The sequence below is a fragment of the Nonomuraea sp. NPDC004702 genome (assembly GCF_053601695.1).
Genome location: NZ_JBSGCE010000054.1, coordinates 34,360 through 58,108, shown reverse-complemented (window position 1 = coordinate 58,108; position 23,749 = coordinate 34,360). Strand labels below are relative to the sequence as shown.

19 protein-coding genes and 1 pseudogene are annotated in these 23,749 nt (G+C 71.1%); 11 read left to right on the top strand and 9 right to left on the bottom strand.

The genetic code is table 11. The annotated features are described in order from the left end of the window. From ACWEJ6_RS41575 to ACWEJ6_RS41555, 5 genes and pseudogenes are all read right to left on the bottom strand, one after another. The coding region (locus ACWEJ6_RS41575; protein WP_452431102.1) for an ABC transporter ATP-binding protein at positions 1-839 on the bottom strand (839 nt) is incomplete at its 3' end. Continuing rightward, a complete protein-coding gene (locus ACWEJ6_RS41570) occupies positions 836-1,801 on the bottom strand; it encodes an ABC transporter permease (RefSeq protein WP_452431101.1) in 966 nt (321 codons plus the stop codon). The genes ACWEJ6_RS41575 and ACWEJ6_RS41570, both read right to left, overlap by 4 nt. 127 nt (positions 1,802-1,928) lie before the next feature. Continuing rightward, positions 1,929-2,402 (bottom strand): annotated as a pseudogene (locus ACWEJ6_RS41565) (ABC transporter permease); the annotation flags it as partial. Between the two features lie 346 nt (positions 2,403-2,748). Then, the gene (locus ACWEJ6_RS41560) at positions 2,749-4,386 is read right to left on the bottom strand and encodes an ABC transporter substrate-binding protein (protein WP_452431100.1); all 1,638 of its coding nucleotides are present in this window, start codon (positions 4,384-4,386) and stop codon (positions 2,749-2,751) included. Between the two features lie 77 nt (positions 4,387-4,463). Further along, a complete protein-coding gene (locus ACWEJ6_RS41555) occupies positions 4,464-6,977 on the bottom strand; it encodes a collagenase (RefSeq protein WP_452431099.1) in 2,514 nt (837 codons plus the stop codon). A gap of 153 nt (positions 6,978-7,130) precedes the next feature. On the opposite strand from ACWEJ6_RS41555, the gene ACWEJ6_RS41550 reads away from it, so the two are divergent. Beyond that, positions 7,131-8,087, top strand: coding sequence for a LysR family transcriptional regulator (locus ACWEJ6_RS41550; protein WP_358296418.1), 957 nt, complete (start codon positions 7,131-7,133; stop codon positions 8,085-8,087). A gap of 25 nt (positions 8,088-8,112) precedes the next feature. Here the strand turns inward: ACWEJ6_RS41550 and ACWEJ6_RS41545 are convergent, their stop codons facing one another. The 4 genes from ACWEJ6_RS41545 to ACWEJ6_RS41530 form a co-directional block, all read right to left on the bottom strand. Then, positions 8,113-10,104, bottom strand: coding sequence for an ABC transporter ATP-binding protein (locus ACWEJ6_RS41545; protein WP_387681651.1), 1,992 nt, complete (start codon positions 10,102-10,104; stop codon positions 8,113-8,115). A gap of 12 nt (positions 10,105-10,116) precedes the next feature. Then, the gene (locus ACWEJ6_RS41540) at positions 10,117-11,022 is read right to left on the bottom strand and encodes an ABC transporter permease (RefSeq protein WP_452431098.1); all 906 of its coding nucleotides are present in this window, start codon (positions 11,020-11,022) and stop codon (positions 10,117-10,119) included. After that, the gene (locus tag ACWEJ6_RS41535) at positions 11,019-11,981 is read right to left on the bottom strand and encodes an ABC transporter permease (protein WP_357983673.1); all 963 of its coding nucleotides are present in this window, start codon (positions 11,979-11,981) and stop codon (positions 11,019-11,021) included. Before ACWEJ6_RS41535 ends, ACWEJ6_RS41540 begins: the two co-directional genes overlap by 4 nt. Positions 11,982-12,048: 67 nt before the next feature. Continuing rightward, entirely contained in the window at positions 12,049-13,860 is a 1,812-nt protein-coding gene (locus tag ACWEJ6_RS41530; protein ID WP_452431097.1) for a peptide ABC transporter substrate-binding protein, read from the bottom strand. 220 nt (positions 13,861-14,080) lie between these two features. Between ACWEJ6_RS41530 and ACWEJ6_RS41525 the strand changes: the two genes are divergently transcribed. The 10 genes from ACWEJ6_RS41525 to ACWEJ6_RS41480 all read left to right on the top strand — a co-directional run bounded on the left by ACWEJ6_RS41525 (position 14,081) and on the right by ACWEJ6_RS41480 (position 23,717). Beyond that, a complete protein-coding gene (locus tag ACWEJ6_RS41525; protein ID WP_352324116.1) occupies positions 14,081-15,229 on the top strand; it encodes an ROK family transcriptional regulator in 1,149 nt (382 codons plus the stop codon). 17 nt (positions 15,230-15,246) lie between these two features. Continuing rightward, the gene (locus ACWEJ6_RS41520) at positions 15,247-16,713 is read left to right on the top strand and encodes a M81 family metallopeptidase (protein ID WP_452431096.1); all 1,467 of its coding nucleotides are present in this window, start codon (positions 15,247-15,249) and stop codon (positions 16,711-16,713) included. A gap of 135 nt (positions 16,714-16,848) precedes the next feature. After that, positions 16,849-18,645: a S1 family peptidase gene (locus ACWEJ6_RS41515; protein WP_387681664.1), complete on the top strand. Its 1,797-nt coding sequence runs from the start codon at positions 16,849-16,851 to the stop codon at positions 18,643-18,645. Between the two features lie 133 nt (positions 18,646-18,778). Continuing rightward, entirely contained in the window at positions 18,779-19,168 is a 390-nt protein-coding gene (locus ACWEJ6_RS41510; RefSeq protein WP_352320544.1) for a VOC family protein, read from the top strand. A 213-nt stretch (positions 19,169-19,381) separates the two neighbouring features. After that, the gene (locus ACWEJ6_RS41505; protein WP_055509312.1) at positions 19,382-19,588 is read left to right on the top strand and encodes a cold-shock protein; all 207 of its coding nucleotides are present in this window, start codon (positions 19,382-19,384) and stop codon (positions 19,586-19,588) included. Positions 19,589-19,769: 181 nt separating this feature from the next. Continuing rightward, positions 19,770-21,584 carry an asparagine synthase (glutamine-hydrolyzing) gene (gene asnB, locus ACWEJ6_RS41500; RefSeq protein ID WP_452431095.1) on the top strand — a complete coding sequence of 605 codons (1,815 nt, stop codon included), beginning with the start codon at positions 19,770-19,772 and terminating at the stop codon, positions 21,582-21,584. Between the two features lie 16 nt (positions 21,585-21,600). Further along, the gene (locus tag ACWEJ6_RS41495) at positions 21,601-22,494 is read left to right on the top strand and encodes an SseB family protein (RefSeq protein ID WP_452431094.1); all 894 of its coding nucleotides are present in this window, start codon (positions 21,601-21,603) and stop codon (positions 22,492-22,494) included. Then, positions 22,491-22,895 (top strand): hypothetical protein, encoded by a 405-nt coding sequence (locus ACWEJ6_RS41490; protein ID WP_452431093.1) that lies wholly within the window; start codon positions 22,491-22,493, stop codon positions 22,893-22,895. Before ACWEJ6_RS41495 ends, ACWEJ6_RS41490 begins: the two co-directional genes overlap by 4 nt. 94 nt (positions 22,896-22,989) lie before the next feature. After that, positions 22,990-23,385: a YbaB/EbfC family nucleoid-associated protein gene (locus ACWEJ6_RS41485; RefSeq protein ID WP_352360836.1), complete on the top strand. Its 396-nt coding sequence runs from the start codon at positions 22,990-22,992 to the stop codon at positions 23,383-23,385. Next, on the top strand, positions 23,382-23,717 hold the full coding sequence (locus ACWEJ6_RS41480) for a hypothetical protein (protein ID WP_358296389.1): 336 nt from the start codon (positions 23,382-23,384) through the stop codon (positions 23,715-23,717). Before ACWEJ6_RS41485 ends, ACWEJ6_RS41480 begins: the two co-directional genes overlap by 4 nt. The last annotated feature ends 32 nt before the right edge of the window (positions 23,718-23,749 follow it).

Here is a 23,749-nt window from a genome sequence, read left to right as displayed (position 1 = left end):
GTTCTGGCTGGCCGAGGCCGTCTGGGTGACGCACTCGGCGGGGGTGGCCAGGGCGGTCGCCGAGCTGCTGCCGGCGGCGGCGCGCCCGGCACCGAGTCCAGCAGGGCCCGCGTGTACGGGTGCAGCGGCCGTTTGAAGATCTCCCTGGCGGGGGCGTGCTCCACGGTCCGGCCGCCGTACATGACCAGGACGTCGTCGGCCATGCGCGCCACCACGCCCAGGTCGTGGGTGATCAGGACGACCGCGAGCCCCCGCTCCCGCTGGATGCGCGCGATCAGGTCGAGGATCTGCGCCTGGACTGTCACGTCGAGCGCCGTCGTCGGCTCGTCGGCGATCAGCACGCCCGGCTCGCAGGCCAGCGCCATCGCGATCATCGCCCGCTGCCGCATGCCGCCCGAGAAGCGGTGCGGATGCTCCCCGGCGCGCCGCCGCGGCTCCGGGATGCCCACCTCGGCCAGCATCTCGACCGCCCGCTCGCGGGCCGCCCGCCGGCCGGCCCCGCGGTGCAGCCGGTACGCCTCGGCGATCTGCTCCCCCACGGTGAAGAAGGGGTGCAACGACGACAGCGGATCCTGGAAGATCATCGACACCGCGCTGCCGCGCAGCCGGCGCAGCCGTTCGGCCGGGGCCCCGACGAGCTCCTCCCCGTCGAGCTCGATCGACCCGGCGACGGTCGCCCGGCGGTGCAGCCCCAGCAGCGACAGCGCGGTCACGGACTTGCCGGAGCCGGACTCGCCGACGACGCCCAGGGTCCGTCCCCGCTCGACGCCGAACGACACGCCATCCACGATCCGGACGTCGCCGAAACTCACCGACAGGTCGCGCACGGAAAGGATCACGAGTACCTCACCCTGGGGTCGATGACCGCGTAGACCAGGTCCACCAGCAGGTTGGCCAGCACGATGAAGAAGGCCGCGAGCAGCGTCGTGCCGAGGATCACGGGCTGGTCGGACTTGACGATGCCGTCGTAGGCGAGCCGGCCGACGCCGGGCAGGCCGTACACGGTCTCGGTGATCATCGCGCCGGCCAGCAGGCCGCCCAGGTCCATGCCGAAGACGGTGACGACCGGCGTCATGGCCGCGCGCATGCCGTGCTTGGCGACGACCGTCCGCTCGTGCAGGCCCTTGGCGCGGGCCGTCCTGATGTACGGCTCGGCCATCGTCTCGATCATCTGCGCCCGGGTGAGCCGGGCGTACATGGCGGCGTAGAGCGCGGCCAGCGTGACCCAGGGCAGGATCAGGTTGCCGGCCCAGGCGGCGGGGTCGTCGGTGAGCGGCACGTACGCGGGGTACGGCAGCAGCCCGGTCACCCGTACCGCCAGCAGGAGCAGCACCATCGCCACGAAGTAGACCGGCAGGGACGCGCTGGTCAGCGTGGCGATCATCAGCGTCCGGTCCAGGGCGCTCCCCCGGCGCAGCGCCGACACCACCCCGACCGTGACGCCCACGGCCAGCCACAGCAGGGCCGCGCCGACCGCCAGGGACGCGCTGGCGCCGAGCCGGTCGATCAGCAGGTCCCAGACCGGCAGCGCGTTCTGGTAGGAGAAGCCGAGGCAGGGCACGTGACAGCCCGGGCGCCCGGCGACGATGCCCGCGACGTAGCCGCCGAACTGCTCCCACAGCGGCCGGTCCAGCCCCATCTGCGCGCGCACCTCGGCGACCCGCTCGGGCGTGCAGGTCTTGCCGCACGCCTGGACCGCCGGGTCGGACGGCAGCACGTAGAAGATCACGAAGGTCACCGCGCGGATCACCAGCAGCACGCCGGCGACCGCGAGGGCCCGTCTGGCCAGGTACGACGTCATTGTGCCGCCCCCTTGGGGTCGATGGCGTCGCGCAGGGCGTCACCGAGGAGGGTGAAGGCGAGCACGGCAGGAACAGGCAGGTGCCGGGGACGAGCAGGTACATCGGGTCGACCTCGTACCAGAGCATCGCCTCCTGGATCATCTGCCCCCAGGACGCGGTCGGCGGGCGCACCCCGACGCCGAGGAACGACAGCGCCGCCTCGGTGCCGATGTTGGCGGGCACCGCGAGCGTGGCGTACACGAGGATCGGCGCGGTGATGTTGGGCATGATCTCGCGGAAGACGATGACGCCGTTCAGCGCGCCGCCGACCCGGGCGGCGTCCACGTACTCGCGGTGCTTGACGGAGATCGCCTGCCCCCGCACGATCCGCCCGATGTACGGCCAGCCGAACCCGCCCATCACACACACCAGCAGGACCATCCGGTCGCCGTCCGGCATGACCGAGATGAGAGCGATCATGAAGATCAGGCTCGGGAACGACATGAGCAGGTCCATGGTCCGGCTGATCACCGCGTCCGCCCAGCCGCCGAGGTAGCCGGCCAGCAGCCCGAGCACGGTGCCGAGCAGCACCGACACCAGCGTGGCCAGGGTGGAGACCATCAGCGAGACGCGGGCGCCGTAGACGACGCGGCTGAACACGTCGCGGCCGTTGACGGGCTCGACGCCGAGCCAGTGCTCGCCGCTGACGCCGCCCAGCGCCCCCTTGGGCACGCCCGCCAGCTCCTGGTCGATCGCGGAGGGGTCGAACGCGTCCGGCGGCCAGCCGTTCAGCTTGGTGAGCAGCGGCGCGGCGAGCGCGACCAGCACCAGGACCGTCACCACGACCAGCGCGAAGCGGGTGGCGGCGCCGCCCAGCAGGCGCTTCCTGACCAGCCGGGCGGGCGGGCTCGCCGTGACGACCGTCGCCGTCATGTCCGGCTCCGCCGGTATCCGGGGTAGCCGTTCCTCACTTCTGCCTCACCCCCAGGACGGCGAAGTCGAGCTGCCCGGACCAGACGGGATGGCCCACCGCGCCGGAGACGTCCTTGCCGACCAGGATCGGCTTGCGGTCCCACGCGTACGGCACCGCCGGCGAGGACTGCATGACCTGCCGGTCGAGGTCGACCCAGGCGGCTTCGGCGGCCTTCGGATCGCTCATGGCCTGGATCTCGTCGATGCGCTTCTGCACCGCCTCGTCGCGGAACTGCCAGACGTTGCCGGAGTTGCCCTTCTCGACGATCGTGCGCCCGTCGAACAGCAGCGGCAGGAACGTCGCCCCGGACGGGTAGTCGGGGCACCAGCCGTAGGTGAACAGGTCGGGCGTCCTGGCGGTGTCGCCGACGGTGTCGTAGTAGACCGAGGGATCGACCGGCGTGAGCACGACCTCGACGCCCGCCCGCTTCAGCGACGCCTGCACGGCCTCGCCGAGCGCCTTGTCGCCGGTCGAGATCGTCATCCGCACGTTCAGCGCCTTGCCGCCCAGCAGGGCCTTGGCCTTCTCGACGTCCCCGGTCGGCGGGAGGTGGAACACGTCCTGCGGCGTGCCGCCCGACAGGGCCGGCGGCAGGTAGGAGGTGGCGATCGAGGTCATGGCCGGGCCGCCGGCGGCGGTCTGGAGCGCCTGCTTGTCCAGGGCGAAGTGCACCGCCTGCCGGGCCTTCACGTCGTCGAAGGGCGGCTTGGAGGTGTTGAAGCCGATCATGTCGGTGCATCCCGACATGGCGTTGACCAGCCGGGACTTCACGTCCGGCCGGGGCAGGATCTTGGCCAGGCTGGCGGCGCTGACGTCGGTGTAGGCGATGGAGGTGGCGTCCTCGCCCCTGCTCTCGATGAGCCGGTCGTCGATCACGCCCTGCCGCAGGCCCTGCTTGACCACGATGCGGTCGGGCGCGGCCTTGCGCACCGGGTCGGTGGCCGCCGACCAGTGCGGGTTGCGCACCAGGACCATCTCCTTGCCCCGGTCGTAGCGCTCGATCTTGTACGGCCCGGAGGAGAAGGGCCGGTTGTCGTACTGCGCGCCGGTCTCCTTCGCGGCAGGCACCGGCGCGAACGTCGGCAGCGTCACCGTGGAGGAGAACTCGGCGACCGGCCGCTTGAGGCGGAAGACGATGGTCCGGTCGTCCGGGGTCTCGATCGAGTCCAGGTGCCGGCCCTTCAGCGGGCCCTTGTAGCCGTCGGCGCCGGCCAGGTAGAGCTGGGCGTAGTTGGGGCCGCCGGGCAGTTCGGGGGCGAAGGAACGCTCCACGTTGTACTTGATGTCCTTCGCGGTGACGGGGGTGCCGTCCTCGTACTTGACGCCGTCCTTGAGGGTGAAGGTCCACACCTTGCCGCCCTCGGAGGCGGTGCCCAGGTCGGTGGCCAGATCCGGGACGATCTCGTGGCTGCCCGCCTTGAAGGTGGTGAGGGTGCGGTAGAGCAGCCGGATGCCGAAGTCCATCTGGGGCATCGTCCAGTTGCGGGCCGGGTCCAGGTGGGAGAAGTCCTGGTTGGACAGGATCGTCAGGGTCCCGCCCCCGGCCGCCGTCGCCGGGGTGGCGGCCTTGCCGCCGCCGCAGGCCGCCACGCCGAGCAGGAGCCCCGCGGTCAGCACGTTACGGAGAGTCACGGATCACTCCAGTGAGGTGAGAGGGCCCGGGCCGGGACCGGCGGGAGAGGGTTCGCCGGCCCCGGCGCCCGGGCGGTCTAGTACTCGGTCTTGACGCTCGCGCCCGAGAAGGTCTGCGCGGCGTGGAGGCTGATGTAGTTGTAGCCGGCGGGCGGGTTGTTGATCACCAGGGTCTCGGCGTTGCCCGACGCGGTGGAGCGCTGGGTGTAGGCCGAGGTGGTGGCCCAGGTGGCGGCGTTGTAGTAGAGGTCGGCGTTCCCGGTGCCGCCGGAGGCGGTGATGGTCAGCCTGGCCGTCCCGGCGGGCAGGTAGATGTAGAGGTAGGCGTAGTTGCCCTGGGTGGCCGACAGGTTGCTGCGCTTGCAGTTCCTGTCGAGCTTGCGGGTGTCGGAGGCGGTGCACTCCGGCGTCGAGCCGCCGCCGGTCGACACCGTGACCTGCTTCGACGTCGTCGCGGTGGCGCCGCCGTCGTCGGTGACGGTCAGCGTGACGGTGTACGTGCCCTGCGCCGCGTAGGCGTGCGACGGGTTGGCCGCGGTGGAGGTGGCGCCGTCGCCGAAGTCCCAGCGGCGGGCGGCGATGGTGCCGTCGGAGTCGGTGGAGGTGTCGGTGAAGGCGGCCGTCAGCCCGCTGGCCGTGGAGGTGAAGTTCGCGGTGGGCGCCTGGTTGCCGGTGCCGCCCCCGGAGCACGCCCCGGCCGCGCAGGCGGCGAGCCAGGTGTACCAGTCGGAGTCGTAGCGGCTGCCGAGCGTGCCGGTCAGGAACGACCTGGCGGTGCTCCACGCGCCGGTCCGGTACGAGCCGAGCAGCGTCGCGATGTCGGCCGGGTGCTTGTCGAACATGTAGCGGACGGCCAGGTAGCCCCACCGGTAGATGCGGGTGGTGTCATGGTCGTAGGTGGTGTTCCACAGCGTGCTCAGCGCGTACGTGCGCTTGCCCGCCTCGGTGATCGCCGCGTCGTAGACGACCTTGCGGTAGGAGTAGGAGACGTACTCGGCGAAGCCCTCGATCCACCAGATGGTCGGCGTGCTCACCCCGGCGTTGAAGTCGCCGTACATGTCGAACCGGCCGTCGAGGTAGTGGGTGTACTCGTGGTTGAGGTTCCAGATCTGGAAGTCGGGGCGCAGCCACTCGGCCTCGTAGGCGATGAACCTGGGCTGGTTGCCCGCGGCGGCGGGGTCGCCCTCCAGGTACATGCCGCCGTTGTTGGTGTCGATGCCGAACATCGCGCCGGCGTAGGTCTGGTAGTCGGTGCTGGAGTCGAAGACCACCACTTCCAGCGTGGTGTTGTTGTCGCTCGCGACCGGGCCGTTGTCCTTGACCAGGTTGTGGAAGAAGGCGTCCTGGTTGGCCAGGCTGGCGCAGGTGGCGGCGAGCTGGCTTGAGGTGACCTCCTGGGCCCGGATCCTGATGCTGGCGCTGCAGGTGTGGGTGATCGGCAGCACGGCGGCCGTCAGGCGGGCGGCCAGGTCGCAGGTGCCGTAGTAGGAGCAGTTGGCCTTGTCGTAGGAGTCGGTCATCTCGGCCACGCCCACCCACAGCGGCGCGGTGGCGCCGGTCATGGCGCTGCGGCCGAGCAGGTTCTTGGCCAGCGGCCGGACGACGGCCTGCAACGTCGTGTGCTGCAGGAAGCGGCCCAGCTCGCGCCCGGCGTTGGAGACGAGGTAGGAGCGGTCGGTGCCGAGCATGCTGAGGTGGTTCGCGGCGAAGGCGTTCAGGGAGTCCAGGACGCTGCGGTCGGCCTGCACGGCGCTGACGAACGCGGGCACCTGGTGGCCGCGGAACAGCACGGTGTAGACGTTGTTGACCGCGTTGAGCATCCACCACGACGCGTCGTAGGAGCTGTTGTAGCCGTCGAGCAGGCGCTTGACCACGTACAGGTAGCGGTCGTTCTGCTCGGCGCTGTCGATGAGGGTGACGGCCTCGCTCAGCACCTCCCCGTTGGCGTCGCTGACGGTCGAGGACCGGGAGTTGCCGAAGAAGGCGTCCAGGCCGGACCGGATCGCGGTGGTGAGTGCCTGGCCGTACGAGCCGACGTCGCCGGAGTTGTACCAGTGGACGTAGTAGCCGGCCCGCAGATAGAGGACGAGCTGGGCGGTGCCGGTGGTGTTGTCGCCCGGGTAGTTCGTCGAGTTGTCGCGCAGGGCGTAGGCGACGGTCGTCATCTGCGCCTCGCGGAAGGCGTTGTAGGCGTCCGTGCCGGTCAGGTTGAACAGGGTGTTGACGCAGTCGGTGGCGCTGGCCTTGATCTGCTGGACCAGGGCGCTGCCGGTGCGGCTGGTGAAGTCGGAGACGTTGCAGGCGGCGGCCGCGGCGACGCTCTTGCGCGCCGACGGTCTGGCGTGCTCCGGCCGGGTGGCGGGTTCGTCGTAGTCGCGGCGGAGGGCGTCCTTGGCCGCGGGCTGGGGCGCCCGGTCACGGGTGTCGAGCCGGGACTTGGCGACGTGCGGGGCGTCGTCGGCCGGGACCGCGAGGCGGGCGGCCGGGGGCGGTTCGGCCGCCGCGCTCGCCGGTGTCGCGGCGAACGGCGGGAGTAGGGCTAATGCGGCCAGGGGGACGATCATCCGCCAGCCGTGCAGGACCTTGCGCACAAGAACCTCCGGGGGGTATCCGCATGGATGCGAGGTCGGGTACGAGTGTGCGGTCCGTCCGGAGGGCGTGGTCATACGACGCCGCATAAGTGTTGCCTATGGGCGTTCCCAATCCGTCGCCAAGAGCCATCACATGTCACATAATCCTGAGCTATGGACCTGGATCTCCGGCATCTCCGAATGGTCTGTACGATCGCCGAGGCCGGCAGCGTGACCAAAGCGGCCGCACGCCTCGGGCTGTCCCAACCGGCGATCACCACCCAGCTCCGCAGGATCGAGGAGATGGTGGGCGGTGAGCTGTTCACCCGCAGCCGGAACGGCGTCGAACCCACCCAGCTCGGACGTCAGGTCATCGCCCGCGCCCGGATCGTCCTGTCGGAGATCGACTCGCTCTTCGGCGACCTGCACGACGCGAACCCGGCCGTCACCGGGCTGCGGCTCGGGTGCAGCCACCTGGCGTGCGTGGCCAGCGTGGTGGACCGGGTCGGCGAGGCGTTACCCGGCCGGTCGATCTCCCTGCGCATCGAGCCGTCCAGCGTGCAGCTCGCCGACGCGCTCACCCACGGCCAGCTCGACGCCGCGCTCATGGGCATGATCGAGGGGTTCGACGTCCCGCTCACGCCGCCGGTCGTCACCCGCACGCTGGTGCCCAGGTATCCCATCTTCGTGGCCATGGCCGCCGGGCACCCGCTGGCCGAGCAGCCCGAGGTGCACCTGTCCGACCTCAGGAACGAGCGCTGGATCAGCCCGCCCGGCGCCGACGACGGCTCGCTCGCCGCCCTGCGCGCCTCCTGCCGGGCCGCCGGCTTCGAGCCGGACGTGCGCTACGACGCCCCGAGCGGCGCCGGCCGCCCGCTGGTCGCCGCCGGGCTGGGCGTGCGCCTGGTGGACCCGACCTGGCCGGTGCCCGAGGGCACCGCCGTACGGCCGCTGGCGGGCGAGCCGCAGGTCGGGCACCTGGTCATGGCCTGGCGCAGGGACCTGATCGGCGCGGACGCGGCGGCGGCCATCTACCGCGGGCTCGCCGCCGCCTTCGAGGACCACATCGACGACAACCCCCTCTTCCGCCGGTGGTGGGACGAGCACCCGGGCGCCCATCCCCTCCGCTGACGGCCCCGACCGGCGCGCGTGGGCCTCACTCCGCCGTGCGCAGCGGGAAGTGGCAGGCCACCTGGTGCTCGCCGCCCGCCAGCGGCGGCTCGGTCTCGCAGATCTCCTGGGCGAGCGGGCAGCGCGTCCTGAACCGGCAGCCCGAGGGCGGGTTCTGCGCGCTGGGCAGCTCGCCCTTGATGGCGACGCTCGTGCGCGGCGCCACGCCCGGCTCGGCCGAGGGCACGGCCTCGATCAGCGCCTGCGTGTACGGGTGCCGGGCCTTCCTGACGACGTCGCGGGCCGGCCCGACCTCGACGAGCTTGCCCAGGTACATGACGCCGATCCGGTCCGACATGTAGTCCACGACGGACAGGTCGTGGCTGATGAACACGTACGACAGGCCCAGCTCGCGCTGCAGGTCGCGCATGAGGTTGAGCACCTGGGCCTGGATGGAGACGTCGAGCGCGCTCACCGGCTCGTCGCACACGATCAGCCGCGGCTCCAGGGCCAGCGACCTGGCCAGCCCGATGCGCTGGAGCTGGCCGCCGGAGAACTCGTGCGGGTAGCGGTCGAGCACCCGTCGCGGCAGGCCCACCTGGTCCAGCAGGGTGCCGATGCGGGAGCGGCGGCCGGCCCGGTCGCCGGCCTGCTGGATCTCCAGGGGCTCGGCCAGGATGGAGTCGATGCGCATGCGCGGGTTCATCGCCGCGTAGCTGTCCTGGAACATGAGCTGGACCCGCCGGTGCATGGCGCGGCGGGCGCGCCGGTCGAGCGTGGCGATGTCGGCGCCGTCCACCACGATCTGGCCGGAGGTGGGCTCCTCCAGGCCGACGATCAGCCGGCCCACGGTCGACTTGCCGCAGCCCGACTCGCCCACGAGCCCGAACGTCTCGCCGGGGCGCACGTCGAAGCCGACCCCCGCGACGGCGCTGACCTGCGGCGCCTTGCGGCCCAGCGAGCCCGTGCCGTCGTAGTTCTTGACCAGGTCGCGGACGGACAGGATCGGCGCGGCCCCGGCCTGCGGCCCGGCCCGGTCGGGCCGCGGCCCGGCGGCCTCGGCGCGCGCCCGCGGCTGGAGCACCGGGTGCAGGCAGGCGTGCTGGTGCTCGCCGCCGGACAGGGTCACGTCGGTGGTGCGGCACTCCTCGGTGGCGAAGCGGCAGCGGGGGGCGAACCGGCAGCCGGTCATCGGCCGGGACAGGTCCGGCGGCAGGCCGGGGATGCTGTAGAGCGCGCCGTCGTCGTGCTCGGCCGCGCCGGGCAGCGACTCCATGAGGGCCTCGGTGTAGCGGTGGCGCGGCTGCCGGAACAGCTCGGCGGTGGTCGCGGCCTCCACCACGCGGCCGGCGTACATGACGGCGACCCGGTCGGCGCGGCTGGCGATCACGCCCAGGTCGTGGGTGACCAGGATGACCGCCATCTGGAACTCCTCGCGCAGGTCGTCGATGAGTTCCAGGATCTGGCGCTGGGTGGTGACGTCGAGGGCGGTGGTCGGCTCGTCGGCGATGAGCAGCCGGGGCGAGCAGACCAGGGCCATGGCGATGACCACGCGCTGGCGCATGCCGCCGGAGAGCTGGTGGGGGTAGGCGTCGGCGATCTTGTCGGGACGCGGCATGCCGACCCGGCGCAGGATCTCCACGGCCCGCTCGCGCGCCTCGGCCTTGCCGACGCCCTGGTGGACCCGGAGCGGCTCGGCGACCTGGGCGCCGATGCGCATGGTGGGGTTGAGCGAGGTGAGCGGGTCCTGGAACACCATGCCCATCTCGACGCCGCGGATCCTGCGCATCTCGGCGGGCGGCAGGGACAGCAGGTCGCGGCCCTCGAACAGGATCTCGCCGCCGACGACGCGGCCGCCGGACGGCAGCAGGCCCATGATCGACAGGGCGGTCATGGTCTTGCCGCTGCCCGACTCGCCGACGATGCCGAGCGTCTCGCCCTGCCGCACCTCCAGGTTGACGTGGTCGAGGGCGTGCACGACGCCCTGACGCAGCGGGATGTCGGTGCTGACGTCGCGCAGGCGCAGCAAAGGGCTCATGTTCCGTTCCTCCTAGCGCCGCCGGAGGCGGACCTCGAAGACGTCCCTCAGCCCGTCGCCGATGAAGTTGAAGGCGAGGACGATGAGGATGATGGCGATCCCGGGCGGGTACAGCAGCCACCAGTAGCCGCTGTAGGTGTTGGCGAGGCCGTCGGAGAGCATCCCGCCCCAGTTCGCCGCGGGCGGCGGCACGCCGAGGCCGAGGAAGGACAGGTAGGCGACGTACAGGATGGCGTCGGCGACCTGGAAGGTGGCGTTGACGATCACGGTGCCGATGGCGTTGGGGATGATGTGCCGCCGTACGGCCCGGCCGCCGGTGCCGCCCATCGACCGCATGGCCTGCACGTACTCGCGCGAGCGCAGGGTCAGCGCCTCGCCGCGGACCAGCCGGGCCGGGCCCAGCCAGGCGAAGGCGCCGATGATGAGGATGAGCATCGGCACGGTCGGCGTGACGATGGTCGCCATCAGCATGAACAGGAACAGCGAGGGGATCGACATCATCGCGTCGACCACCCGCATCATGGCCGCGTCCACCCAGCCGCTGGTGAAGCCGGCGATGGCGCCCCAGATCGTGCCCACGACCGTGGCCAGCACGCCGGCGGCCAGCCCGACGACGATGGACGTCTGCCCGCCGAGCAGCAGGCGGCCGAGCTGGTCGTAGCCGACGCCGTCGGTGCCCAGCGGGTGGCCCGGGGTGCCGGGGGCCAGGTAGACCGAGGCGAGGTCGGTGTGCACCTGGTCGGTCCGGTAGAACAGCGGGCCGAGGAAGCACAGGCCGCCCAGCACGATGAAGATGATCAGGCCCAGCAGGGCGAGGCGGTTCTCGGCGAAGACGGTCAGCGCCTGACGCCACTGGCCGCGTACGGGCGCCTCTTCGGCGGCGACCGGCGTGCCGGCCGCCTCGGCGGGCGCGGTCATGAGCGGGCCGCCGTCCTGAGCCGGACGCGCGGATCGACGGCGGCGTACAGCAGGTCGGCGAGCAGGGCGCCGAGCACGGTCGCGATCGCGATGATCAGCGTGACGCCGAACAGGATCGGGAAGTCCCGCTTCAGCGCCGCCTGCCAGAACAGCTGGCCCATGCCGGGGTAGTTGAACAGGGCCTCGACGACCAGGGCGCCGCTGAACAGCGCGGGCAGGTACATCCCGAGCAGGGTGATGACCGGGAACAGGCCGTTGCGCAGCGTGTGCCGGGCGACGACGCGCGCCTCCGACAGGCCCTTGCTGCGGGCGGTGCGCACGTAGTTCTCGTTGAGGTTGTCGACCATCGAGGAGCGCACGTACCGCGAGTAGACGGCGACGGTCACGATGGCGAGCGTGACGGTGGGCAGGACGAGCCCGGCCGGGTCGGCCAGCACCTCACCGAGGGTGAACCCCTGCGAGGCCTCCGGCGGCAGGATCGGCCAGACCTGCGAGAAGAGAATGATCATCATGAGACCCATGAAGAAGATCGGCGTGGCGTAGGCCAGCAGCGACAGGGTGGTGATCGTGTAGTCGGGCCACCGGTTGCGCCGCATCGCCTGGACCACGCCGAGCGGGATGGCGACGACGACGGCCAGCATCGTCGAGAACAACGACAACACCATGGTCTTGGGCAGCCGCTGGCCGATGGCCTCGGCCACCGACTGGTTGAGCTGGAAGGAGTAGCCGAGGTCGCCGCGCAGGAGGCGGCCGATGAACATGACGTACTGCTGGATCCAGGGGCGGTCGTAGCCCATTTCGTGGTCGAACGCCGCCAGCTGGGCCAGCGTCGCGTCCTTGCCCAGGGTGGCCCGCGCCGCGCCGCCCGGCAGGAGATGCAGGATGACGAACGTGATCATCGTGACCAGCACGACGATGATCAGGGCCTGGCCCAAGCGGGTGATCAGATACCGGGCCACGCGGGGCCCCTCCTTGTTCCAGGGACCCCGGCGACCCCCGCACGGGCCGCCGGAGTCGGGGACGGTCTCAGCTCTTCCAGGACCAGTCTTGGAAGAACATGTTGTTCATCGGGTCCTGCGTGACGCCCTGGAGCCCGGAGCGGTACGCCGAGATCTGGTAGACGGGGTTCGGCATCCACAACACCGGCAGGTCCTGGGCCAGCCGGTCGTTGTACGCCTTGAGCGTCGCCTCGTCGTCGGCGAACTGGGTGGCCTCGATGAGCTTGTCGGCCTCGGGGTCGCTGTAGCTGCCCAGGTTGACTGGCGCGTCGGTGGCGAACAGCCGCTCGCCGCTGGGGAAGGCCGGATAGTACCAGCTGCCCTGCGAGCCGAAGAACGACATGTCCCACGAGCAGTTGGAGTCCGACGGCTTGCACGCCGGGGTGACCGCGACCGAGTCCGGCACTTCCTTGATGGTGAGCTGGATGCCCAGCTTCGACATCTGCGACTTGATCTCGGCGAACATCTTGGTCGTCGCGGCGAAGCCGGTCTGGCTGGTGACGGTGAAGGCCAGCTTCGCGCCGGACTTGACGCCCTCGCCGCACTGGTCGGCGCCGGTGCCCGGCTTCTGGCAGGTCGTCTGCCCGTCGGGGGTCACCTGCCAGCCGTGGCTCTCCAGGAGCTGCTTGGCCTTGGCCGGGTCGAAGGGGTAGGCGCAGCCTTCGCTGGAGCCGTTCGTGCCGGGCTTGGCCGGGACGGGCCCACAGGTCGGGGCCGCCATGCCGGACCAGATGGCCTTGCTGATGGTCGGCTGGTCGATGAGCGACTGGAGGGCCTGGCGCAGGTAGAGCTGCTTGAACAGGGGGCCGGAGTCGGGGTTGTTGAAGTTGAGCTGGAGGTAGGTGATGGACCAGCCGTACCAGGGGGCGATCTGGTAGCCCTTCGACTCCAGGTACTTCTGCTGCGACAGGTTGGCCGGCGGCACGTAGCCGTAGTCGATCTGGCCGGCGCGCAGCACGTTGAACTCGGCGTCGTCGCTGGTGAAGGGGCGCAGCGTGACCGACTTGAGCTTCGGCTTGTCGCTGCCGGAGTAGTTCGCGCGGGCGGTGAGGACGACCTCGCCGTTCGGCACGTACTTCTCCAGCTTCCACGGGCCGCTGTTGACCTGCCACAGCTCGTTGGTCGCGTACGTCTTGGGGTCCTTCGACGCGGCGGTGAGGAAGTCGAAGACCTTCTTTGCGCCCTCGGGGGTGGTGTCGAGGTCGCTCACCTTGCCGGTGGCCGAGTCCTTGTCCCAGACGTGCTGGGGCAGCGGCACGATGCGGTTGAGCTGGTTGCCGACGAACCACCCGGTGTTGTACGTCTTCGTGGTCGTCAGGGAGAAGGTCTTGTCGTCCTTCACCTTGAACTCGGCGATGTTGTCCGGGAAGCCGCCCTCCCGGTAGGACGCCCACTTGTCCTTGTTCGCGGTGACGAGATTCCACCAGAACTGGATGTCACGGGTGGTGACGGGCTTGCCGTCGGACCACGTGTTGTCCTTCAGCGTGATCGTCAGCGTCTTGCCGCCGTCGCTCACCTCGGGCGGTTCGGCCATCGAGCGCCCGGGGTCGATGTTGTACTTCGCCGAGCCGTCCAGCAGGTACTCGTACAGGTGACGGTACTGGGCGGAGCCGAAGATGACGTTCTCGCCCTGGGTGAAGCCGGGTGCCGAGATCGGCAGGATCCAGTTCGGGGTCCTGAGGGCGACGGTCACGCCGTCCTTGCTCTGGCCCCCGCTCTGGGCGCCCTTCTGCGCGCCGCCGGCGGACCCGCTGCACGCGGTCAGCGCCAGCCCGAGGGCCAGCACGCCCGCCAGGGCGCCGGTGCCGCGGAGCCCGCGCCGGTGGAATCTGCTCCCCATGGGATCTCCTCGGTTGACGTCGCACGGCGCCCTGCGCTTACCGGGGGGCCTGGTGCGTTCGATGCGGAGAATGTATAGATGGTCCCGCATGAAGTCAACGGAACTAATTCGCTTTGTTCGCTGACTTCTTTCGGTTTAGAGTCGAAGTCGCCGGTGCCTCATGATGGGGCTCTGTTGCGACGACGGGCCTGCCGGGGAACCGGCCTGAAAGAGGAGCGGCATGCCGGAGCCATCGAGTCCCGCCAACCTGCGTGAGCAGGCGCTCAGCCTCTTGGCCAGCGGTGCGGCGACGTCGCGCGCCGATCTGGTGGAGACCCTCCAGGTGGCTCCGTCCACGGTCTCCAGCGTGGTCCGGCGGCTGCTGGAGGAGGGCGCCATCCTGGAGGAGGGCGTCGGCCGCTCCACCGGCGGGCGGCGGCCGCGGATCCTGCGGCTGCGCGACGTCCCGGGCGCCTTCGCGGTGTCCGAGCTGGGCGCCCAGCACGCGCGCGTGGGGCTGTGCGCGCCCGACGGCCGGCTGCTGGCCGTACGGGAGATCGCCACCGACATAGCGGAAGGGCCCGGCCAGGTCTTCGACGCCATCTGGCGGGCGTACGAGCAGCTCAGCACGGCGAATGCCCCTGGCCAGACGCTGCTCGGCATCGGCCTCGCGCTGCCCGGCCCGGTCGAGTACCCGCACGGCCGGCTGATCGGCCCGGCCCGGATGCCCGGCTGGAACGGCTTCGACGCCCAGACCCACCTGAGAGAGCGCTTCGGCGTGCCCGCGGTCGTCGACAACGACGCCAAGGCCGCCGCCATCGGCGAGTACGTCAGCCGGGGCCGCGACCCCGGCGACATGATCTACGTCAAGGCCGGCACCGGCATCGGCGGCTGCCTGGTCAGCGGCGGCCAGATCTACCGCGGCGGCCGCGGCCTCAGCGGCGACGTCACCCACGTGCGGGTGGCCGACAGCGGCGAGCGCGAGTGCTCCTGCGGCAGCCGCGGCTGCCTGGAGACGGTGGCCAGCGGCGCCGCCCTGGTCCGCCAGCTCAAGGACCGCGGCCTGCGGGTCAGCACGCCGCGCGACGTCGTCGCCGCCACCGTCGACGCCGAGCCGTCCGTCGTGACCCTGGTGCGCCACGCCGGCGAGCTGCTCGGGGTCGCCCTGTCCGGCCTGGTCAACTTCCTCAACCCCGACGCCGTCGTCATCGGCGGCGCGCTGTCCAGCCTCGACGTCTACGTGGCCGCCGCCCGGAGCATGCTCTACAAGCGCTGCCTGCCGTCCATGACCCAGTCACTGTCCATCGAGGCCAGCGCCGCCGGCCCGGACGCCGCCCTGATCGGCCTCGGGCACCTCGTGCGCGCCTCGGCCGACGTCCGTCCCTCCTAGGCAAGGAGCCCCCGCCCGTGTCCCGTCCCCTCCGCGTCGCCGTCGGCGGCGTGCACATCGAGTCCAGCACCTTCTCCCCGCACCTGAGCACCGCCGCCGACTTCGAGGTCACCCGCGGTGACGCCCTGCTGGCGCGGTACGGCTGGCTCGCCGAGCCGTGGGCCGCCGACGTCGAGTGGATCCCGCTCGTGCACGCCCGCGCCCTGCCCGGCGGAGCCGTGGCCAGGGAGACCTACGACGCCTGGGCCGCCGAGATCGCCGCCGGGCTGGCCTCCGCGGGCCCGGTGGACGGCGTCCTGCTCGACATCCACGGCGCGATGAGCGTGGTCGGGCTGGAGGACGCCGAGGGCGACCTGATCACGGTGGTCCGCTCGGTGACCGGCGGGCAGCCGTTCGTCTCGGCGGCCATGGACCTGCACGGCAACGTCTCCCACCGGTTCTTCGCCGGCTGCGACCTGCTCACCTGCTACCGCACCGCCCCGCACGTCGACGTCTGGGAGACCCGCGAGCGCGCCGCGCGCAACCTGGTGGCGGCCCTGCGCCGCGGGCAGCGTCCGCACAAGGCCCTCGTGCACGTGCCGATCCTGCTGCCCGGCGAGATGACCAGCACGCGCGTCGAGCCGGCCAAGGGCCTCTACGCCCGCGTCCCCGAGATCGAGGCCAGGGACGGCGTCATCGACGCGGCCGTCTGGATCGGCTTCGCCTGGGCCGACGAGCCCCGCTGCCGCGGCGCTGTGGTCGCCACCGGCACCGACGCCGCCGCCACCGCCGCGGCCGCCCGCGAGCTGGGCGAGCAGTTCTGGGCGGCGCGCGACGCCTTCACCTTCGTCGCGCCCACCGGTTCCATGGACGAATGCCTCGACCAGGCACTGATCGCGGTCAAGGACCCGGCCCGGCGCCCGTTCTTCATCAGCGACTCGGGCGACAACCCCGGCGCGGGCGGCGCCGACGACGTCACCTTCGCCCTCGAACGCATGCTGGCCCGTCCCGAGATCGCCGGCGGCTCGGTCCGCGCGGTGTACGCCTCGCTGGTCGATCCGGAGGCCGTGGCCCAGGTCGCCGGCCTCGCGCCGGGCTCGCCGGTCAGCCTGCGCGTCGGCGGCCGGATCGACGCCCGCGAGCCGGGGCCGCTGCCGATCGAGGGCGTGCTGGAGGCGGTCGCCGACGACCCCGACGGCGGGTTGTGCGTCAGCGTGCGGGTGGGCGGTCTGAGCGTGTTCGTCACCTCCCGGCGCATGCAGTACCGCGAGCTGGCCTCCTACGCCCAGCTGGGCGTCCAGGTGGACGACGTCGACCTGGTGACGGTCAAGATCGGCTACCTGGAGCCCGAGTTGTTCGACGCGGCCGGCGACTGGCTGCTCGCGCTCACGCCGGGCGGGGTCGACCAGGACCTGCAACGCCTGCCGTACGAGCGCCTGGCCCGGCCGGTCTTCCCCCTCGACCGCGACTTCGACGCCGACCTCACCGTGATCACCGGCTCATAGACGCACTGACGCGCCGGCCCCCTCCGGCACCCGACCTGGCAGGGCTTGGAGGGGGCTCCCAGTCGGCTCCAAGCCAGGAACAAGAGGGCTAACTCATCATTTCCGCCTGTGAGCGGATATTTCAGGAAAAGGCTGATGAGGGTCGCCGCGGGTGCGGCGGTCGTCGCGGCGGTCATGCTGCCCGCGCTGCCGGCGGCCGCCGACGGCACCCCCGACGAGCGGCCCGACATCCCGGTCGGCACCTGGCTGGCGGCGCGTACGCAGCCCGCGGTGCAGCTGACCAGCTTCACCTACACGGCGACGGTGTCCGTCCCGTCCAACACGATCAACGAGGCGGCCTACAACCAGATCGTCCAGGAGGCCGTCGCCGCCGTCCAGTCCGGCAAGATCTCCTCGGACGAGCGCAGCATCGGCAAGTGGGTCTTCCAGCAGATCGCCGCCAACGTGGACACCTACGTGTCCTCGACCACGCCGATGCGTACGGTCGAGGCCGAGGTCGGCGGCATGTGCACCGGCTGGTGGGTCACCCCCGACGGCTACATGGTCACCGGCGCGCACTGCGTCCAGGTCGGCGAGACCGAGCTCAGCCAGCTCTTCGCCCAGCAGGCGCTGGCCAAGTTCAACAAGCAGGACGCCAAGGAGATCATCAGCGGCCTGGGCGACCTCAAGAACGACGAGGAGATCCTCAAGCTCGCCCAGCAGATCTACGTCACGTTCAACTCGACCCACATGCAGCTCAGCAACCTCAAGCAGAGCCTGTCGGTCATGCAGAGCCTGCCCGGCGGCGGGGTGGACAAGACGGCCAAGGCGGTCCCGGCCGAGCTGGTGTCGGTCGGCGAGAGCTACCCGGGCAAGGACTTCGCGCTGCTCAAGGTGAACGGCCAGCAGAACCTGCCGACCGTGCCGCTCGGCGACGACGCCGACGTGCGCACCGGTGACACGCTCTACATCAGCGGATTCCCCGGCCTGGTCACCAACACGCCGTTCTTCAGCCTGGAGTCGAAGCTGGAGCCGGCCCTGACCGAGGGCCCGTACAACGCCAAGCGCACCACGCAGACCGGCGTGCCGTACATCCAGACGCAGGCGCCGTCCTACCACGGCAACTCCGGCGGGCCGGTTTTCAGCAAGGACGGCAAGGTCGTCGGCATGCTGATCGCGGGCACGGTGAGCGAGGGCGGCGAGGCGTCGGAGAGCGAGAGCTTCGTCCTGCCGGTCGGCATCATCAAGGAGAAGCTCGGCGAGAAGAACGTCAAGCCCGCCCAGGCCGTCACGACGACCCGGTACAACGAGGCGCTCAACGACTTCTTCCGGCACTACTACTCCGACGCGCTGCCGAAGTTCCGCGAGGTCCAGGCGCTCTTCCCGAACCACCCGTACGTGGCCAAGTACATCAGCGACTCCCAGCAGGCGATCTCCGCGGGCAAGGACGAGACGCCCAAGCCGATCCTCATGTGGGTGCTGATCGCCGGCGGCGTGCTGCTGCTTCTGGTGCTGGTCGCGGTCGTGGTCAAGGTCCTGCGCGGACGCCGGCGGCCCCAGCCGGCCGTCGTCTCGCCCCAGCCCGGGTACGGCGCGGTGCCGCCGCCCCCGTGGCAGCAGCTGCCCGCGGCCCAGGCCCAGCTCTCACCGCCGGTGCAGCCGATGCACCAGGCCCAGAGCCCGTACGGCCACGGCGGCGACGGCTACGGCCCCGGCGGGTACGGCGCGAACGGCCACGCCGCGAGCCCGTACGGCTCGGCCCCGGACGCCCACTTCCACCAGCCCCCTCACCAGCAGCCCTCCTACGAGCAGCCCGGCGGCGACCAGACCAGGTCCGTGCGCTACGGCCAGTTCAGCCCGCCCGCGGACCCCAGGTCCGGGCAGGTCGCGGACCTGGAACGGCAGATCGCCGACCTCCAGCGCCGGCTCGGCGACCAGCCCCCGAACGCCTGACGGGCCCGCGTGAGCCGAGTCCCGCCAGACACGTCAGGATGCGTGGCCCCGGAACCCCATGACGGGTTCCGGGGCCACGACGCGTGCCCGCCGGATCCGGGCCGCAGCGCCCGCCGCGGCCTACGATGACCTCGTGGACGTGCTGAGCAGCCGCGTGCTCCTGCGGCCGACCGACCCCGCCCGGACCCGCCGTTTCTACGCCGACACCCTCGGCCTGGCGGTCTACCGCGAGTTCGGCCCCGACGACGATCCCGGCGTGGTCTTCTTCCTCGGCCAGGGATTCCTTGAGGTCGCCGGGCGTTCCGACGGCCCCGCGACCGGTGGCACGCTGTCGATCTGGTTGCAGGTGCGCGACGTCGGGCGCGAGGAGGAGCGTCTGCGGCAGGCGGGCGTCACGGTGCTGCGCGAGCCGCGGCTGGAGCCGTGGGGCCTGGTCGAGATGTGGATCGCCGACCCCGACGGCCATCGCATCGTCCTGGTGGAGGTGCCGCCCGGCCATCCGCTGCGCCGCGACCCGCGGTGAACCGCCCGGCGTTTGCCTCCTGAGCAGATCGTGTGCTAGCTTTAATCCCGTTGCAGTTGTGGTACCCATAAAAGACTTTGTGCGCACCTGACCTAGCTGGACTTTCAGGTGCGTTTTTGTTTTCCGGTCATCTCCGGGATGGGCTCATCGCGGCGACACGGGGATCCGCACGGTGCGGATCCCGTCTCTGCACGTCATCTGAAGGAGATCGTTATGGCTACCGGTACCGTGAAGTGGTTCAACTCGGAAAAGGGCTTCGGCTTCATCGCGCAGGACGGCGGCGGCGCCGACGTCTTCGCCCACTACTCCAACATCGTCTCCAACGGTGGCTACCGTGAGCTGACCGAGGGCCAGAAGGTGGCCTTCGACGTCGTGCAGGGCCAGAAGGGCCCGCAGGCCGAGAACATCGTTCCCGCCTGACCTCACGCAGCCCGCGTCTGGGCCCGCACCCTCTCCGGGGTGCGGGCCCAGACCGCTTTTCAGGGGCATTTGATCGGGTATGGACCGATCAGCTTCGCGAGGTTATGTTGCGAGAGCGTCAGGCACGTTGTCAGACGACGCCGGGGAGCACCACCAGGACTGCGTCTGAGAGGACCCTCGCATGTGCGGCATCGCCGGATGGGTGGACTTCGACCGCGACCTGACCGGCGAACGGGCCACCGCCCTCGCCATGACCGCGACCATGAGCTGCCGGGGCCCCGACGACCAGGGCCTGCACCTCGAACCGCACGCCGCGCTCGGCAACCGCAGGCTCGCCGTCATCGACGTCGAGGGCGGCCACATGCCGATCGAGGCCGAGGGCCTGGCCGTCATCACCTACAGCGGCGAGGTCTACAACTTCCGCGAGCTGCGCGAGGAGCTGGCCGCCAGGGGCCACCGCTTCCGCACCAGGAGCGACACCGAGGTCGTGCTGCGCGGCTACCTGGAATGGGGAGAGGGCGTCGCCGACCGCATCAACGGCATGTACGCCTTCGCCGTCTGGGACGAGCGCGCGCAGGAGCTCGTGCTGATCCGCGACCGCATGGGCATCAAGCCCCTGTTCTACTACCCCCTGCCCAACGGCGTGCTGTTCGGCTCCGAGCCCAAGGCGATCCTGGCCAACCCGCTGGCCCCGCCCGTGGTCGACCTCGACGGCCTGCGCCAGCTCCTCAGCATGGCCACCGTCCGGCAGCGGTCGGTCTACAAGGGCCTGTGCGAGCTGCCGCCGGGCCACCTGCTGCGCGTGGGCCGGCAGGGCACGCGGCTGCGCCGCTACTGGTCGCTGGAGGGCCGCGAGCACACCGACGACCTGGACACGACCGTACGCACGGTGCGCGAGCTGCTCGACGACATCGTCGGCCGGCAGCTGATCTCCGACGTGCCGCTCTGCACGCTGCTCTCCGGCGGCCTCGACTCCAGCGTCGTCACCGCGCTGGCCAGGACGCACGGCCCGATCCGCTCCTTCGCCGTGGACTACGCCGGTTACGCCGAGCACTTCCGGGCCGACGAGTACCGCGGCGACCCCGACCGGCCGTTCGTGCGGATGCTGGCCGAGCACGTCGGCTCCGAGCACACCGACATCGTCCTCGGGCCGGCGGAGCTGGCCGACCCCGGGCTGCGGGCCTCGGTCGTCCGGGCCTGGGACGCGCCGAGCTTCCTGGGCGACATGAACTCCTCCCTCTACATGCTGTTCCGTGCCATCCGCGAGCATTCGACCGTGGCGCTGTCCGGCGAGTCCGCCGACGAGATCTTCGGCGGGTACGCCTGGTTCCACCTGCCGCAGACGGTCGAGGCCGACACCTTCCCGTGGCTGGCGATGGTGATGCGCGAGCAGCAGCCGACCGACATGCTCGACAAGTCGCTGATCCGGCAGCTCGACCTGGACGCCTACACCGCCGACGGCTACCGTACGGCGCTGGCCGAGGTGCCCCACGTGGCCGGGCAGGACGCCCGCGAGCGGCGCATGCGCGAGATCTGCTACCTGCACCTCACCCGCTTCCTGCCCTTCCTGCTCGACCGCAAGGACCGGATGAGCATGGCCGTCGGGCTGGAGGTGCGCGTGCCGTTCTGCGACCACCGGCTGGTCGACTACGTGTTCAACACGCCCTGGTCGATGAAGACGTTCGACGGCAGGGAGAAGAGCCTGCTGCGGGCGGCCGGGGCCGACCTGCTGCCCGAGCCCATCGTGCGCCGGGTCAAGGCGCCGTACCCGGTGACCCAGGACGTGGGCTACGAGCAGGCGCTCCGGGACGCGCTGCGCGAGCTGGCCGCCGACAAGGACGCCCCGGTGCTGCAGCTGCTCGACGCCGACGCCGTCCGCGAGGCCGCCTTCGCGCCGGCCGAGAAGGTGACGACCACGATGAGCAGGTACGGCTTGGAGCTGGCGCTGGATCTGAACGTCTGGCTGACCTCCTACGGCGTGCGCCTGGAGGTGTAGCGGGCACACTGGGCGGATGACGTCCACTGATCATCTGCCGGCCACGCCGTTCGAGGAACAGTTGTGGGCGGCCCACCAGGACGGGCAGACCGCCCTGTGCCTGGGCCTGCTCCGCGACGCCGACCTGGCGTTGCCGATCACCGCCGCCGCCGCGGCCGGGACCGAGCCGCCCGCCTGGGCGACGGCCACGGACTCCGGCCGTACGTGGGTGCTCGCCTTCACCTCGGTCGAGGCGATGGTGACCGCGACCGGCGGCCTGGCCACGCACTGCCGGATCGTCTCGCCCGCCGAGCTGGCGGCCGGCTGGCCGGACCCGCGATGGGGCCTGGCGGTCAACCCGGGCCTCGGGGCCTCGTTCCTGCTGGAGCCCGGGACGCTGGCCAGGCTGGCGGTGCCCACGCTCGTCCAGGACCTGCGGCTCGCGCCCGGGTCGGGGGTGCCGGTGGTGCAGAAGCTGCTGTCCCCGGCCGACATCGCCGACCTGCTGGCGACGGCCGAGCCGCGCGTCTCCGGCTACTGCCACCACGCCCTCGACGTCTCGCACATCGCCACGCCCACGGTGCTGGCCCACGCGCTGAAGCAGCCCGGCATGCTGACCGAGAGCGGCTCGCTGAACATCCTGCGCTGGCATCCCGTCGGCCTCGACCTCTACCGCACCCCGTACGGCGGGCTCGACGAGCAGGGCCGGGACGCGGTGGCCGGCTGGGTGGTCGAGGAGCCGCCGTTCGTCGGCATGGGCCTGGTGCCCAACGTCGACCAGGTCATCCGCGAGTACAAGGTGTACGGCGTCGGCCTGCCGCACGGCGCGGAGATCTGGGAGCTCACCCACGAGGGCACCGAGCACCGGCGCGCGCTCTACCACGGCGACCTGCGGCGGTGGCTGCTGATCGGCCGGAAGGCGGCGGCATGACCTGGCACTTCTACCGCGCCCGCTGGCAGGGCGCCGACTATGTGGCCAGCCCCGAGCCGCACCCCCTTGAGCTGTGGGTACGCCTGCGCGCCACCGGCCCGGCCGACGGTTTCGAGGAGGTCGAGCCCGGCTGTCACGTCCGCACGGTGCCGTTCACCGAGTGCGCGTCCCTGCAGTTCGTCACCACGGAGTGCACCTGGCGGGGCGAGCGGTTCCAGGTGCACGACGAGCGGGACGGCCTGCTCCTGCTCGAATACCTGGGCGGCTCCGCGCCCGCGGCGCTCGCGCTGGGGCTGGAGCGGGTCGAGCGGGGGGTGTACCGGGCGTGGGCCCCGCGGACGGAGATCACCGAGCTCCGCGAGGAAGTTGTGGCGATAAGTCCCCAAGATGGGCCTTTTTGAAGATTGGCTCTTGTCTCCTGTTGTTCATGTGACAGAAACTGACCTGAAAGGTGGATGTGACGTAAGAAACACGCGGCATGGGGGCGGGGGTGTCATGGATTCTCCTGACGTGGCGGGGATGCGGGCATACGGCGACGAGCTGCGCGACATGTTCCGCCAGATCCAGGACGTGGGCATGGAGCTGCACCAGCAGGCCAAGGCCGTCCAGGTGACCGAGACCTCGAAGGACGGCCTGGTGTCGGTCACCGTCGGCTCGCGCGGCGAGCTGATCCGGCTCGACCTCGACCCGCGCATCTACCGCCGCCCCGACGCCCGTCAGCTCGCCGACACCATCGCCGAGACCACCCGGCTGGCCGCCGAGCGCGCCCAGGAGCGCGTCACCGAGATCTTCGAGCCGGTGATCCCGCGCGAGGACTTCCAGGCGCATCTGAGCGGCGATCTCGAAACCGTCATGGCCCGGCTCGCCGACCGCATGGGAGGCAGCCGATGAGGCCCTGGGACGGCACCCAGATCATCAAGCCCGTCGTGGACTCGGGCATCTCCCAGTGGACCACCGTGGCCGAGGACTGGGAGAAGGAGTCCGAGCGGCTGGTCGCCGCGGTCGTCGAGGCGCTGGCCGCCGCGCCCTGGGGCAACGGCGCCGAGGGCCAGGCGTTCATGAACTCCCATTTCCGCGACGACGGCCCCAACCGCATGCTCAACCAGTGCGTCGAGCTGTCCAAGCAGATGATGGACGCGTGCGGCAGGCTGCGCGCGAGCATCGACAACACCCTCGGCGTGGACGCCGCCATCGAGCAAGACCTCAAAGCACGAGAGGTCTGACGCGTGACGCACAGCGCGACCGGCCCCCAAGG

Excerpts from the sequence above, each read along its gene's own strand:
- ACWEJ6_RS41570 (WP_452431101.1), bottom strand. The coding sequence starts at position 1,801 with ATGACGTCGTACCTGGCCAGACGGGCCCTCGCGGTCGCCGGCGTGCTG.
- ACWEJ6_RS41550 (WP_358296418.1), top strand. The coding sequence starts at position 7,131 with ATGGACCTGGATCTCCGGCATCTCCGAATGGTCTGTACGATCGCCGAG.
- ACWEJ6_RS41545 (WP_387681651.1), bottom strand. The coding sequence starts at position 10,104 with ATGAGCCCTTTGCTGCGCCTGCGCGACGTCAGCACCGACATCCCGCTG.
- ACWEJ6_RS41540 (WP_452431098.1), bottom strand. The coding sequence starts at position 11,022 with ATGACCGCGCCCGCCGAGGCGGCCGGCACGCCGGTCGCCGCCGAAGAG.
- ACWEJ6_RS41530 (WP_452431097.1), bottom strand. The coding sequence starts at position 13,860 with ATGGGGAGCAGATTCCACCGGCGCGGGCTCCGCGGCACCGGCGCCCTG.
- ACWEJ6_RS41525 (WP_352324116.1), top strand. The coding sequence starts at position 14,081 with ATGCCGGAGCCATCGAGTCCCGCCAACCTGCGTGAGCAGGCGCTCAGC.
- ACWEJ6_RS41515 (WP_387681664.1), top strand. The coding sequence starts at position 16,849 with ATGAGGGTCGCCGCGGGTGCGGCGGTCGTCGCGGCGGTCATGCTGCCC.
- ACWEJ6_RS41505 (WP_055509312.1), top strand. The coding sequence starts at position 19,382 with ATGGCTACCGGTACCGTGAAGTGGTTCAACTCGGAAAAGGGCTTCGGC.
- asnB (WP_452431095.1), top strand. The coding sequence starts at position 19,770 with ATGTGCGGCATCGCCGGATGGGTGGACTTCGACCGCGACCTGACCGGC.
- ACWEJ6_RS41495 (WP_452431094.1), top strand. The coding sequence starts at position 21,601 with ATGACGTCCACTGATCATCTGCCGGCCACGCCGTTCGAGGAACAGTTG.
- ACWEJ6_RS41490 (WP_452431093.1), top strand. The coding sequence starts at position 22,491 with ATGACCTGGCACTTCTACCGCGCCCGCTGGCAGGGCGCCGACTATGTG.
- ACWEJ6_RS41485 (WP_352360836.1), top strand. The coding sequence starts at position 22,990 with ATGGATTCTCCTGACGTGGCGGGGATGCGGGCATACGGCGACGAGCTG.
- ACWEJ6_RS41480 (WP_358296389.1), top strand. The coding sequence starts at position 23,382 with ATGAGGCCCTGGGACGGCACCCAGATCATCAAGCCCGTCGTGGACTCG.